Source organism: Bacillus sp. AFS037270 (genome assembly GCF_002585305.1).
Window position 1 is genome coordinate 1 of the sequence record NZ_NUNF01000041.1, and the last position, 12,913, is coordinate 12,913.

14 protein-coding genes and 1 riboswitch are annotated in these 12,913 nt (G+C 39.0%); of the genes, 6 read left to right on the forward strand and 8 right to left on the reverse strand.

Annotation, left to right across the window (positions count from 1 at the left end):
* Positions 1-16: 16 nt before the first annotated feature.
* From COD92_RS19930 to COD92_RS19950, 5 genes are all read right to left on the reverse strand, one after another.
* On the reverse strand, positions 17-655 hold the full coding sequence (locus COD92_RS19930; protein WP_255286836.1) for a Bax inhibitor-1/YccA family protein: 639 nt from the start codon (positions 653-655) through the stop codon (positions 17-19).
* 76 nt (positions 656-731) lie between these two features.
* Positions 732-1,124 carry a large-conductance mechanosensitive channel protein MscL gene (mscL, locus tag COD92_RS19935; protein ID WP_098532814.1) on the reverse strand — a complete coding sequence of 131 codons (393 nt, stop codon included), beginning with the start codon at positions 1,122-1,124 and terminating at the stop codon, positions 732-734.
* 240 nt (positions 1,125-1,364) lie between these two features.
* A complete protein-coding gene (locus tag COD92_RS19940; RefSeq protein ID WP_098532816.1) occupies positions 1,365-2,597 on the reverse strand; it encodes an aminopeptidase in 1,233 nt (410 codons plus the stop codon).
* Positions 2,598-2,682: 85 nt separating this feature from the next.
* A complete protein-coding gene (locus tag COD92_RS19945) occupies positions 2,683-3,954 on the reverse strand; it encodes an MDR family MFS transporter (RefSeq protein ID WP_098532818.1) in 1,272 nt (423 codons plus the stop codon).
* 94 nt (positions 3,955-4,048) lie between these two features.
* A complete protein-coding gene (locus COD92_RS19950; protein WP_098532819.1) occupies positions 4,049-6,139 on the reverse strand; it encodes a DNA topoisomerase III in 2,091 nt (696 codons plus the stop codon).
* A 439-nt stretch (positions 6,140-6,578) separates the two neighbouring features.
* On the opposite strand from COD92_RS19950, the gene hutH reads away from it, so the two are divergent.
* Positions 6,579-8,096 carry a histidine ammonia-lyase gene (gene hutH / locus COD92_RS19955; RefSeq protein WP_098532820.1) on the forward strand — a complete coding sequence of 506 codons (1,518 nt, stop codon included), beginning with the start codon at positions 6,579-6,581 and terminating at the stop codon, positions 8,094-8,096.
* A gap of 13 nt (positions 8,097-8,109) precedes the next feature.
* Here the strand turns inward: hutH and COD92_RS19960 are convergent, their stop codons facing one another.
* On the reverse strand, positions 8,110-8,313 hold the full coding sequence (locus tag COD92_RS19960; protein WP_098532822.1) for a hypothetical protein: 204 nt from the start codon (positions 8,311-8,313) through the stop codon (positions 8,110-8,112).
* Between the two features lie 136 nt (positions 8,314-8,449).
* Between COD92_RS19960 and COD92_RS19965 the strand changes: the two genes are divergently transcribed.
* On the forward strand, positions 8,450-8,824 hold the full coding sequence (locus COD92_RS19965) for a DnaJ family domain-containing protein (protein ID WP_098532824.1): 375 nt from the start codon (positions 8,450-8,452) through the stop codon (positions 8,822-8,824).
* Positions 8,825-9,285: 461 nt separating this feature from the next.
* Positions 9,286-9,376: riboswitch (cyclic di-GMP riboswitch) on the forward strand.
* Positions 9,377-9,405: 29 nt separating this feature from the next.
* Complete coding sequence (locus tag COD92_RS19970) at positions 9,406-9,549, forward strand: anti-repressor SinI family protein (protein ID WP_098532825.1); 144 nt, start codon at positions 9,406-9,408, stop codon at positions 9,547-9,549.
* A gap of 45 nt (positions 9,550-9,594) precedes the next feature.
* On the opposite strand, the gene COD92_RS19975 is transcribed toward COD92_RS19970, so the two are convergent.
* On the reverse strand, positions 9,595-9,924 hold the full coding sequence (locus tag COD92_RS19975; RefSeq protein ID WP_098532827.1) for a helix-turn-helix domain-containing protein: 330 nt from the start codon (positions 9,922-9,924) through the stop codon (positions 9,595-9,597).
* Positions 9,925-10,231: 307 nt separating this feature from the next.
* On the opposite strand from COD92_RS19975, the gene map reads away from it, so the two are divergent.
* A complete protein-coding gene (gene map, locus COD92_RS19980) occupies positions 10,232-10,981 on the forward strand; it encodes a type I methionyl aminopeptidase (RefSeq protein ID WP_098532829.1) in 750 nt (249 codons plus the stop codon).
* Between the two features lie 45 nt (positions 10,982-11,026).
* Here map and COD92_RS19985 read toward each other — a convergent pair whose 3' ends face one another.
* A complete protein-coding gene (locus COD92_RS19985) occupies positions 11,027-11,251 on the reverse strand; it encodes a DUF1128 domain-containing protein (protein WP_098532862.1) in 225 nt (74 codons plus the stop codon).
* Between the two features lie 222 nt (positions 11,252-11,473).
* Here COD92_RS19985 and COD92_RS19990 point away from each other — a divergent pair, with 222 nt between their 5' ends.
* Together COD92_RS19990 and COD92_RS19995 are read left to right on the forward strand one after the other, a co-directional pair.
* Complete coding sequence (locus COD92_RS19990) at positions 11,474-11,836, forward strand: YtxH domain-containing protein (RefSeq protein WP_098532831.1); 363 nt, start codon at positions 11,474-11,476, stop codon at positions 11,834-11,836.
* Positions 11,837-11,861: 25 nt separating this feature from the next.
* Complete coding sequence (locus tag COD92_RS19995) at positions 11,862-12,698, forward strand: YihY/virulence factor BrkB family protein (protein ID WP_098532832.1); 837 nt, start codon at positions 11,862-11,864, stop codon at positions 12,696-12,698.
* The last annotated feature ends 215 nt before the right edge of the window (positions 12,699-12,913 follow it).

Below are 12,913 nucleotides of genomic sequence, written 5' to 3' on the forward strand. Positions count from 1 at the left end.
GGCGCTTGCGCTTTTCTTAGTCCCTGCTTGAAAGGATTCCAAGAATACGTAGAATACTAATAAATAAGTTAACAAAATCGAGGTACAGGTTTAATGCCATCAACGGAACGTCTTCAGGTCTTACTCCGTAGTGCTTCATCCGGCTGATATCAAAAAGAACGTATCCGCTAAATACTAAAACACCGATAAAGGAGTATGCAAGCATTCCTGTTGAGCTTAATGGTAAGAAAATATTATAAATCGAAATGGCCACTAATGCTAAGATAGCTGCAAGTAAAAATCCGCCTAAGAAAGAAAAATTATGTTTGGACTTTGCGGCGTAAATGGCAATCCCAGTAAAGACAACCGTTGTGCTGGCAAATGCCATGCCGACTACATTTGCTCCAGATGTTGACAGATAATAAGCTACGATTGGATATAAAGTAATCCCTGAAATAAAAGTAAAAATATACAAAAATGCATAGGAAACAGCTTTTCTCCTTCTAAAGAAAAAGGCGCTAATCAGCATAACAAATTCTAAAATCATTAACGGCATAAACAGCCCTGGCGGTACGACAAAGGCCCCAGCCATCGTTCCTAAGAAAGCGATCGCTAATGAAAGAGCAAACGTCCTTAAAACGGAAGGCATAAATTCAGTCGATGTTTGTGTATACAAAGCTCTTCACCTCAAATAGAATTAGATAGAAAGTCCTTAGTCCTGACTTCCCTTATTAAGATATACGTATAAGTGGTCAAGATGTTTCATTTTTTCTTAAAGATTCTTGGTTTTCTTTTAATAAATCACGAATCTGCGTTAATAGCTCTTCTTGGGTCTCTACTTTCACAACCACCTCTGCAGGTACTTCCTTCCTTTTAAAACGGGTTATTAATTTCACAAATAAGAAAACGGAAAATGAAATGATAAAGAAATCAACAACCGATTGGATAAATTTCCCGTAAGCTAGGCTATGATAGGAAAGTTCGGCAAAAGAGTTTACCTTCCCAAGTAATAATCCAACCAATGGCATGATAATATCTGCGACAAGTGAAGATACGATTTTTCCAAATGCCCCTCCAATTATGACCCCAACTGCTAAATCAATGACATTGCCTTTCATGGCAAACTGTTTAAATTCATTCCACATCTAGATAGCTCCCTTACTATTTTTTCTTAATTGTTCATTTTATCCTGACCCATCAAGAAAGGCAACTATATTTGTTTTTATAGGTCTACATTCTTTAGTCGAATTTTAATTCCATAGAAATCGTTAGATATAAATAAAAAATGACAATCAAATTGGTTTACATTTTGATTGTCATTTTCCTTTATATTTTTAAAGTTTGCGATGTTATCGGAACTTGGCAAGATGCTTCCGTTTTTGTTTTTAGAATGCCCAGTTCCCAGCTCTGAAGATAGGTTCTGTTCTTCCATCAGCTGTGATTCCATCGATGTCCATTTCAGCGGAACCAATCATGAAATCCACATGGGTAATACTTTCGTTAAGTCCGTTTTGTGCTAACTCCTCAGAAGACATTTGCTTTCCACCTTCAATACAGAAAGCGTAGGCACTGCCGATCGCTAAATGGTTCGAAGCATTTTCATCAAAAAGCGTATTAAAGAAAAGGACATTGGATTTTGAAATAGGAGAGTCATAAGGAACAAGCGCTACCTCTCCTAGATAATGCGAACCTTCGTCTGTATCAACTAGACGCTTTAAGATTTCTTCGCCTTCTTCAGCTTTCACACCGACAATTTTTCCATTTTCAAACGTGATCGAGAAGCGGTCAATGATATTACCGCCGTAGCTTAAAGGTTTCGTGCTGGCAACGGTACCATTAACACCAGTTTTCAAAGGTACAGTGAAAACTTCTTCAGTAGGCATGTTGGCCATGAACTCAAAACCTTTTTGATTAACACTGCCTGCACCTACCCAAAGATGCTTCGCAGGTAGTTCAATCGTTAAATCCGTTCCGGGAGCAGTATAATGAAGTTTTTTGTATCTTTTTCCGTTTAAATAGTGGACCTTTTCATGAAGTGTTTCGTCATGCTTTTTCCAAGCTTCTACCGGATTTTCTGTATCAACTCGAACAGATTTAAAAATAGCCTCCCAAAGCTTAGTTACTTGCTTTTCACTAGGCTCATCCGGGAATACTTTTGCAGCCCAGTCTTTAGATGCTGCAGCAATCACTGTCCAGCTGACTTTGTCAGATTGTGCAGCTTTTCGATAATTAGCAAGCGCCTTTCCGGCTGCTTTTTGGAAGTTAGCGATTCGTTCAGGATTTACACCTTTTAACAAGTCCGGGCTTGAAGAAATAATTGACATAAAAGCAGCCCCATTATCTGCTAAATCCTCCATTTCCTTTGCACGCCAAACCGGATACTCTAAAAACGCCTCATCTGGTGCCAAATCATATTTTGTTCTTGTCACGATATCATCGTTCCAATTCACAATGACATTCAAAGCCCCTGTTTCGTATGCCTTTTTGACAATAAGACGTACAAATTCTGCTGCTTCTAAAGTGGCGTTGACCACCAGGGTTTGGCCTTTTTGAATATTAACCCCAACCTTGACAGCAAGCTCTGCATATTTTTCAAGATTTTTTTTAAAATCGCTCATGATAGTTTCTCCTTTAATCAGAATCTGCCTTTATTGTAGCGTGTTTAAAAGGAAAAATAAACCATAAACCGTAGTGATTGAGCCGTTAAACTGTGATTCTGCTTCTTTGTTTTTCAAACACATAAAACATCAGCCAATATAATCCCGCACTCGCAAGAGCCAGCAGACAAAGTATATAGAAAGTCCAGTCATAACCTACCCAAACAGTCATTGGAATGGCAAGGGGGGCAATTGTCCGGCTGATAGTAAATCGCAGGCTGGCCGCCGCGAAATACTGACCTCTCATATGCTCCGGTGCCAGTTTGGAAACGAAACCTTGCTGCAGTCCGGCTCCCATTAATTCTGCAAACGTAAAAATGGCCATCGCCAAAATTAATCCCCAAATCCAATGTGTCTGGCTAAAAATAATGATCGATACCGCATAAACAACGGAAGAGAGGGCGAAGACATTCCTTTCGTAATATCTCCCCATCCATCTAGTTACATAGACAGTCAGCAGGGCGACGAGAAGGCCATTTTCAGCTAGCACAATTCCAAAAACCTGCTCCCCTTTTATACGAAACGACCAATCCCGAATAGTAAACAAACTCTGATCTTTTACAAAATCCTTTATATAGACAGGAATTAATAAGTCCAATTGCATAAAAGTCTGACCTGCTAAGACTCCAGCAATAATAAATAGGAGGAAGGTTTTATCTTTCACAATTAAAGTATAATCTCTCATTTGATTTCCTAAAAAGTTATACCACTTTCCTTCACTAGATAGAGAAGCCCTTCTTTGCAGTGGTACCGTCTCCCGTGTCCATTTTGTCAGAATCAAGCCGACTAAAATGCAAACAATCGCGGCAAAAAGCAACAGCTGAAAGCGATATTGAACATAAAAAATGGAACCTAAAATGGGTCCGATGACTACAGCTATATTAATCGATGTATAAAAGATAGCAAACACATCGCTGCGATCTTTCTCCTTAACCACGTCTGCAACCATTGCCTGGCTCGCAGGCCAGTAGAAGGAGCCAAACACACCTGCTATCGTAAAAGCTACAAAGCCTAACCACGGAGACTGGAGCCATGGTGAGCTGGCCAAGGCGAAGCATAAATATGAAAGACCCTGCCCGATTGATGCTAGTACCATCATCCGTTTCCGGCCAAAGCGATCGGCAAAATAGCCTCCCATCAGGTTAGCCAATACTGAAAAAATCTGTGAAAACACTAATAATAAACCCGCTTTACTTTTGCCAAACTCTACAGCAAAATAAATCGATAAAAACGGAAAGAACATCCAATAAGTGATATTCACCAAGGCTTCCGCAACTAATCGAACTTTTAAATTTGCATCCCAGTCCCTTATCCTCATAAAAAACCTCGTTTCTCTTTTGCGTGCCACTACATCATACTATCCCGCCCGAAATGGTTTCAAGAAAAAAAAGGCGGGATTCCCGCCTTTTCAATCAATCATTATTTTGCAGCGCCTGTTTCAGTAAATCGCCAAGACTAGTACCGAAATCTTCCTTTTGCGAATATTTTTGGACCAGTTTCTTTTCTTCACGTTTATTTACCGCTTTTTTCTTTTCTTCTGCTTTTTCGACGACATTACAGCGCCGGCATTGGAAGTACACACCAGCTTTACCCTCATGGAGTTCCATTTTCTTATGGCACTGTGGGCAGCGGCGGTTGGACAGCTTGGGATCCTTCCGTTTTCGGAACGAACATGTCGGGCTGGAACAAACAAGGATTTTTCCATCTTTGGTGTTTCGTTCCTTTAAGAATTCATTACATTCCGGACATCTCGAGCCAGTTAGATTATGTGCTCGATAGGATTTATCGCTTGCCTTTATTTCTGAGACTAGCTGTTCTGTCTGTCGGCGGATTTTTTGTAAAAATTCCTTTGGATCGGCTTTCCCTTTCGAAATTCGTTCCAACTCCTGCTCCCATTTCGCGGTTAATTCCGCAGACTTTAATTCATCATTGACGAGGTCGATTAACTGTTTTCCTTTTTTCGTCGGTGTAAAGCGGCCATTCTGTCGTTCGACGACCTCTGTTTCAACCAATCTTTCAATAATTTCAGCTCTTGTCGCTGGTGTTCCTAGTCCAAATTTCTCCATTTGGGCCAGTACATCGGCCTCAGAGTATCTTAATGGCGGTTCGGTCCACTTCTGATTAAGGGTACTGTTTTTAACGGTATATTCTTTCCCTTGTACCATTCTCTGAACGCCAGTTGTGGATGCATCAGTTTCGTCTTTCCCTAAGACTTTCTTAAATCCTAAATCCAGGACATTAGTTTCCTTGGCTGTAAAGGTTTCGCCCTCAACTTTGAAGACGGCATGAATGGTTTCATATTCATACACTGGTAAAAATAAAGCAAGGAATCGGCGGGCAATCAGGTCATACAGTTTTCGTTCATCGTTATCGAGTTCACCTAAATTTAGCCGCTGCTCTGTCGGTATAATGGCATGGTGGTCTGTTACCTTTTCATTATTGAATACTCGTTTCGCAAGCACCTTCCCATTGTTAGCAAGCAATGGACGAACTTCCTCTTTATAACCGGATAGCATCCCTTGCAAGCGGTCTGTCATCGTTCCGATCATGTCGGTAGTCAGGTACCTTGAATCAGTTCTTGGATAGGTTACCAATTTGTATTGCTCATAAAGGCGCTGCAGGACCGTTAATGTCTTTTTCGCAGAAAAGCCAAAGCGCTTATTGGCATCTCGCTGCAGTTCTGTTAAATCATACGGAAGCGGCTGCTGTTCCGACTTTTTCTTTCGCTCGATTTTCTCTAATTGTGCTTTTTTGCCCTCAACCTTGGCAACTATAGCTTCAGCTTTAGGCTTATCAAAGATGCGCTTTTCATTGTCTCGCTCCCAGTCCGTTTCGAGTGCTCCAATTTCAGCACGAATAGTCCAATATTCTTTTGCAACAAATTTTTGAATCTGCTGCTCACGGTCTAGGACCATCGCCAGTGTTGGCGTTTGGACGCGTCCTGCTGAAAGGGGATCTTTGTATTTAGTAGTCAGCGCCCGAGTTACATTTAGACCTATCAGCCAATCGGCTTCTGCCCGGCAAACAGCTGAATGGTAGAGGTCTTCAAATTGTTTTCCAGGCCGTAATTGTTTAAAGCCTTCTTTAATGGCTTTGTCTGTTTGCGATGAAATCCACAGTCTTTTCAATGGTTTGTTCCAATGGAGTTTTTCTAGAATCCAGCGGGCGACAAGTTCTCCTTCGCGGCCGGCATCAGTGGCGATGATACATTCGTTAATATCTTTCCGCTTAGCTAGAGCTTCGATTGCCCGGAATTGGTGGTTGGTCTGCTTCATTACCTTTAGTCCCATTTTTGGCGGAATAATCGGCAAGTCCTCTAGGTTCCATTGTTTATATTTTGTGTCGTAATGCTCTGGCATTTTTAATTCGATTAAATGACCAAGTGCCCAAGTAACAATATATTGATTGCCTTCCATATAGCTTTTATGTTTTTGATTGCAGCCAAGGACACGGGCAATTTCACGTGCGACACTAGGCTTTTCTGCAAGTACAAGTGATTTCATATTTTCTCCTTTCAGGTAAAACACAAATTTACCTTTTTATAGTATAGCGGAAAATGGAGGGATTTTGTAATTTGGAGAAGTGTATAAGCGCGCTGGAAATATTTTCTATATAATGTTGAATAACTAGTTTAATTTGTAGAATATCTCTTAGAATTTGAAGAAAAGCCCTATCATTACGGAGAATCGCGATCTGAAATCCCTAAAAAAGCTAAAGATGTCCCTGAATTAGTCGAAATTCCCCGTTACCACTCCATTGACATCGGGGGCTTCCCGCAAATACAATGAAATTATCAGAATAGTTAAGAATGGAATGATGAGATATGCGGCATTCTCTAAAAAATAAATGTGAATCAATAAAAGAGGCTGGCTTCCTAATCTAAACGGTTGAGGAATCCAGCCTCTTTCTTTATTCTTCTAAATTGGTAGAGGAGAGAGACAAATGATTACGTTAACAGGTAACGATTTATCCTTAGAGCAAATAAAAGAGGTGTTATACGCTAATAAAAAGGTCACCGCCTCAACGAGAAGTATGGAGGCTGTCCAAAAAAGCAGGGAGGCAGTTGAAAAGATTGTTTCGGAATCTCGAGTTGTCTACGGAATCACAACAGGGTTTGGAAAATTTAGCGACGTCTTAATTGATAAAGCCTATGTCCAGGACCTTCAGCTAAATTTAATCCGCTCCCATGCGTGCGGGTTAGGAGAACACTTTCCAGAAGAAGTCTCTAAAGCGATGGTTCTACTTCGAGCCAATGCATTGTTAAAAGGGTATTCGGGGATTAGACCCGTTATTATTGAAAAATTATTAGCATTAGTAAATTTAAACATTATTCCTGTCATTCCTCAGCAAGGGTCGCTCGGAGCAAGCGGGGATCTCGCTCCACTTTCTCACCTTGCCCTGGTATTAATTGGCGAAGGGGAGGTATTTTACAAAGGAAAACGGATGGATTCACTTGCAGCCCTTCAACAGGAAGGGGTTTTACCTGTGACATTAGAAGCTAAAGAAGGTCTCGCCCTCATAAATGGTACACAAGCCATGACGGCAATGGGAGTGGTAGGATACCTAGAAGCAGAAAAGCTGGGCTTTGAAAGTGAATTAATAGCCGCTATGACGATGGAAGCTTTAAATGGAATCATGGATGCCTTCGCAGAGGAGGTCCAGATTGCAAGAGGTTACAAACAACAAATTGAAACAGCCGCAAGAATCCGTCATTACTTAAGCGATAGTCTGTTAACAACAAGACAGGGGGAGTTAAGGGTTCAGGATGCTTATTCGTTACGATGTATCCCGCAGGTTCACGGTGCCTCCTGGCAGGCTCTGGATTATGTAAAAGAAAAATTAGAAATTGAGATGAACGCGGCAACGGATAACCCGCTAATCTTTAATGAAGGGGAAAAAGTAATCTCAGGTGGTAACTTCCATGGGCAGCCGATTGCCTTTGCAATGGACTTTATGAAACTTGCTGTTGCAGAACTGGCAAATATTTCGGAAAGAAGGATTGAACGATTAGTCAATCCGCAGCTAAACGATTTGCCCCCTTTCTTGAGTCCTGAGCCTGGTTTGCAATCTGGTGCCATGATTATGCAATATACAGCGGCGTCACTTGTCTCAGAAAACAAAACACTGGCACATCCTGCAAGTGTCGACTCAATTCCATCTTCTGCTAACCAAGAGGATCATGTCAGTATGGGGACGATTGCCGCTAGGCATGCGTATCAAATTATCCAAAATGTTAGAAGAGTCCTTGCGATTGAATTGATTTGTGCTATGCAGGCAGTTGAAATTCGAGGGACCAATAAAATGGCAATATATACAAAAGCGTTATATGAAGAAGGGCGTAAACAAGTACCTTCCATTGAAAGAGATCGGGTATTTTCTTTGGATATCGAAAAGGCGGCTGAATGGTTAAGGATGTTTGAATTTCATCAATTTATAAAAGAAAATGCAAAAAAGGCGTGAAAAATCACGCCTTTTACTTCATATGATTTGGGAGCCAGCGGCCAGTATCTACACGCTGTTCATCCTCATCCTCGATTCTATTCTTAAAAGCTTCCTGGGTTACAATTAATTCCTCATCCCCAATAGCTTCCTTTACATGCTTTTCTGTAAGGCTGTCCTTTGGGAAATTACCTGGATGATTCTTCTTTTTGTGTTCAAAATGTTCTCCACGTGCCAATGTTAACACTCCTTTCGTCTTCGCAAGTAGTTTCCCCAAACATTCCTAAAAATAAATTGGAATCATTTTTCCAATTTATCTGTGGTACATGAGTTGTTATAATTAGAATAATGAGTGTGATAAGGAGGCAGTGAACATGGATTTTTTTCAGATACTTTCAGAAGACAGAATAAAAAAAGCATATCAAGAAGGTGAATTTGATGCATTACCTGGATTTGGAAAACCCATGCAGCTTGAGGATTTATCTGGAATTCCTGAGGAACTGCGCATGGCCTATAAAATAATGAAAAATGCTGGTTATACAGAAGAAGAAGGACGCTTACGTCAAGAAATGATGGGTATAGAAGACCTGCTCAAAAAATGCGATGAAAATGAAAGGGAAAACCTTCAAAGAAAATTAAATGAAAAACTGTTAAGATTTAATCAGTTAATGGCAAAACGAGGAGTAAAAACAAATTCATCCTTTTTTAAAAACTATGAGTTAAAGGTGCAGCGTAAAATAAATAAGTAAAAGCTGGTTTGATGAAGTGGGGTCTATTCATCACCAGCTTTTTTTTCGTGTTCAACAGGTTTGCACATTCTGTCCAATAAAAAGCCAGCAAAAACAATAAAGGCGATAGGGATGGAAAAATTTAAAACATGAATCAACGTCAATACATAACACACCCTTCTACTAATATTTTAAATATTTAGTTTATTTTAATGTTGTTTATATTATATGCCTATTGTCACAAAATAGACAAATTTAACATTAATGGATAATTAGGATATTTTTGTCAATAAGAAGGGGGTTTTTGTAGAAATATTGGGAAATTTGATTGAAAAAGTTGTAAGAAAATTAGTAAAAACTGACAAATTATAACACATTACAAGAATTGGAATCGATATAATGAACATATCACTAAAAGAATAAGTAAAAAGACCTAGATATAAAACATTGGAAAAATGACGATGTATTACTTAAGTAGGGAAATCAGAAAAGGGCAAACCTGTTGAAAAGCAGGGACGCAAAGCCGAGGATCTAAGGCGATAATGAATTTGCTATGATGGCCGGGTTACCTGGAATACAGTGTATTTTGGGGAGTGAGTAAAATGGTAATTACTGAAAAAGACGTGGATGTTGTGGATCAGGAATGGATGGAGCTTATTTTAGAGGCGAGAAAACTCGGACTCTCCATTGAGGATGTGCGGAATTTTCTTACTCATGATGATTTGAAGTCATCAGGTACATATTAAAAAAAAAGCATTCTACAAAATAATCGCTTTTGTAGAATGCTTTTTTTATTCATGATTATTTTGATTAATCCGCCACTTATTAAATTCGAGAAAATCCCGGAATTGCTCTTTCGAAACACCAGAATTCATGGCTTCTTTAACAAGGTTCATCCAATCATTATCTAAATCGTCCTTATCGATTTGTTCGTGAATCAGATGTTCAACAGGAAGATTTAAAACGCCGGCTATTTTTTCAAGAAATTGAATAGATGGATTCTTTTGCAGATTTCTTTCTAGTGAACTTAAATAAGATTTAGCAACTCCCGCTTGTTCAGCAAGTTCGGATAGTGACATCTTCTTTTCTAAGCGAAATTTTTTAACGCGGTCACCAATCATTGAGTCTCACACACCTACATTTTGATTTTTTCCGATTAATAATGTAATTACGTTTTAATCGGTCAGACTTCATTACATATATTCTATCAAAAAGGATGTGAAAGTACCATATTAAGAACGGACTATTATTACAATATCATGAACTATGTGAATTTCTTCCTAGACCTATGACTTAAGGAAGGTATGTTTTGAAAAAAAGACTAGATAGCGTTAATATTAAAGTATGAAGGTATAATTTTCTGAACCACACTACAACGAACAATATCTATGAATGTACATAAATATAATCAAAAAGGCAGGGAAACAGATGATTGTATTAAAATCACAACGAGAAATTGAAGCAATGAAAAAGGCTGGAGAAATACTGGCAGCCTGTCATAAGGAAATTGCTAAATTAATAAAACCAGGTATAACCACTTGGGAGATAGAAGAATTTGTCGATCAATTTTTAAAAAATAATGGAGCAACACCTGAACAAAAAGGGTATAAAGGCTATGAGTATGCAACATGTGCAAGTATAAACGATGAAGTATGCCATGGGTTCCCTAGGAAGGAACCATTAAAAGATGGTGATATTGTCACTATCGATATGGTTGTTAATTACAATGGCGCTTTAGCGGATTCGGCCTGGTCTTACGGGGTTGGCCAGCTTTCGGAGGAAACGACCCATTTATTGAAGGTAACCAAGGAAGCTTTATACAAAGGGATTGAGCAGGCTGTTGCCGGCAATCGAATTGGAGATATTGGTCATGCGATCCAAACGTATGTAGAAAGTGAAGGGCTATCTGTTGTTCGTGACTTTATTGGCCACGGTATCGGTGCAGTCATTCATGAGAAACCCGATGTTCCGCATTATGGACTCCCAGGCAAGGGGGCACGAATCAAAGAGGGGATGGTATTTACAATCGAGCCAATGGTAAACATCGGCCGCTACCAGACCAAAATGGATTTGAACGGTTGGACTGCTAGAACGATTGATGGCAAATATTCTGCTCAATATGAGCATACCCTTGCCATTACAAAGGACGGTCCGATCATTTTAACTGAACAGAAGTAAACAAACGACCCGTTATTTTAAAAAACAAAATAACGGGTCTCTTAATTATTTTTTCCTTAAACTCCCAAGTTCTTCGACTAATGCCTGCATTTCATTTGGACTAAATGATTTCTTTTTCAAAACCATTTCATAAATTTCCTTTAATTCTTCATACATTTCCTCATCAAAATGAGAGGGTTTGATGGCTCCGAGGTTTAGGACCTTTAATTTTTCTTTTATTTGTTCAATCATGAATTCGACATTTTCCACAGACTTTTCTGATAAATTCATTACGGTCACCCTTTTCTCAATTTTTAATCCCATCTTTTCATGATAAAAAGTTTCTGTCAATACTCATCTCCATTTTAGTTTGTCCAAAGAAAAATCTTGAATGATAACGAACTGATTGGATTGGAAGGTTTGATATCGTAAAATAAATGGTAAGATATACAATGGTATCATTTTCAATTATAAGAGTGAATGATAATTATGATGCTCGAAGGAGAGGTTAAGATGACGAAAAAAAATCAGTTCTGGAAAGGTATGCTGATAGGGGCAATTGCAGGCGGAGTACTTAGCTTATTAGATAAAGATACACGTGAAGCTATGAAGGAAAATGTAAAAAGGACTTCTGGTAAGGTAGGGTATATTGTTCGACATCCTGATGAAATATCAGAAAAAGTAAAGGGGACAGCTGCAAAACTTAAATCCACCTTTGAAACTGTTAGTGAAGATTTCTCCTTTATTACAGATAAAGTTGAGGAGTTAAGGGAACTAACACCACAGGTGGCTGAAATACTTAAGGAAACGAAGGATACCTTTATTGATAATAATGAAGATGAAATTTTAAATAATGTATTAAGAAAGGAAGAATAAATCACAAATAAGAAGGAGGATCTGTATGGAAAAGAAAGTAAATGTACGCTCATCATTGCTAAGATTACTTTGGCATCGAATAGAGGAAGATGATCTTCCCGGCTTGAGTGCGCAATTGGCCTATTTTTTTCTTCTTTCCTTATTTCCACTCTTAATTGTATTATTTACACTTCTACCGTATTTCCCGATTCCCCACGAGGATATGCTCGGCATGATTCGCGATTTTGCCCCTGCTGAAGCTATGAAGCTTATTGAAAAAAATGTTAAGGAAATTATGAGCCAACGAAATGGCGGCTTACTTTCATTTGGGATCATTGGAACGATTTGGTCGGCATCTAACGGAATTAACGCAATCGTAAGGGCTTTTAATAAGGCATATGACGTGAAGGAGAGCCGGTCCTTCATTGTTGCAAGAGGAATGGCGGTTCTATTAACATTTGGTATGATTTTCGTTTTTTTACTCGCCATTATCCTGCCTGTTTTTGGAAAGGAAATAGGTCTTTTTTTATTCTCGCAATTAGGCTATACTGAACAATTTATTAAGGTATGGAATACGTTAAGCTGGCTGGGAAGTGCCATCATTTTATTTCTTATTTTTACAGGGCTTTATTGGATTGCACCAAATGTAAAGCTTAAATGCAGAAGTGCTTTTCCAGGGGCCATTTTTGCCACGATAGGCTGGATTCTATCATCAATGGGTTTATCCTTCTATGTTGGAAATATTAGTAATTATCCCCTTACATACGGAGGAATTGGAGCGATCATTGTGTTAATGATCTGGTTATACCTATCCGCCTTTATTATTATTCTTGGAGGCGAGGTAAATGCCTTCTACAGTGAAAAAAAACGGACAAACTGCTAACACTTACCTTAATGAAAATAACTTATCCGTCCAAACTATGATTAGGGCTTAGTGCCTGAACATTAAGGGAGGTTCTAAAAATGACAAAACATACGAAAAAAGATGGCAGTACAAAGCAAAAGGGTAAAGGCAGTAAGGGGAATAAAACTTCAGGTTCTGCTAACGGGTCTAACGGCTATCACTAAGCCATAACATAAAAGGACCAGGTGAATATT

What these genes read in the sequence shown, in the direction of transcription:
- mscL (WP_098532814.1), bottom strand. Translation starts at nt 1,124, where the DNA reads ATGTGGAATGAATTTAAACAGTTTGCCATGAAAGGCAATGTCATTGAT.
- COD92_RS19940 (WP_098532816.1), bottom strand. Translation starts at nt 2,597, where the DNA reads ATGAGCGATTTTAAAAAAAATCTTGAAAAATATGCAGAGCTTGCTGTC.
- COD92_RS19945 (WP_098532818.1), bottom strand. Translation starts at nt 3,954, where the DNA reads ATGAGGATAAGGGACTGGGATGCAAATTTAAAAGTTCGATTAGTTGCG.
- COD92_RS19950 (WP_098532819.1), bottom strand. Translation starts at nt 6,139, where the DNA reads ATGAAATCACTTGTACTTGCAGAAAAGCCTAGTGTCGCACGTGAAATT.
- hutH (WP_098532820.1), top strand. Translation starts at nt 6,579, where the DNA reads ATGATTACGTTAACAGGTAACGATTTATCCTTAGAGCAAATAAAAGAG.
- COD92_RS19965 (WP_098532824.1), top strand. Translation starts at nt 8,450, where the DNA reads ATGGATTTTTTTCAGATACTTTCAGAAGACAGAATAAAAAAAGCATAT.
- COD92_RS19970 (WP_098532825.1), top strand. Translation starts at nt 9,406, where the DNA reads ATGGTAATTACTGAAAAAGACGTGGATGTTGTGGATCAGGAATGGATG.
- COD92_RS19975 (WP_098532827.1), bottom strand. Translation starts at nt 9,924, where the DNA reads ATGATTGGTGACCGCGTTAAAAAATTTCGCTTAGAAAAGAAGATGTCA.
- map (WP_098532829.1), top strand. Translation starts at nt 10,232, where the DNA reads ATGATTGTATTAAAATCACAACGAGAAATTGAAGCAATGAAAAAGGCT.
- COD92_RS19985 (WP_098532862.1), bottom strand. Translation starts at nt 11,251, where the DNA reads ATGAATTTATCAGAAAAGTCTGTGGAAAATGTCGAATTCATGATTGAA.
- COD92_RS19990 (WP_098532831.1), top strand. Translation starts at nt 11,474, where the DNA reads ATGACGAAAAAAAATCAGTTCTGGAAAGGTATGCTGATAGGGGCAATT.
- COD92_RS19995 (WP_098532832.1), top strand. Translation starts at nt 11,862, where the DNA reads ATGGAAAAGAAAGTAAATGTACGCTCATCATTGCTAAGATTACTTTGG.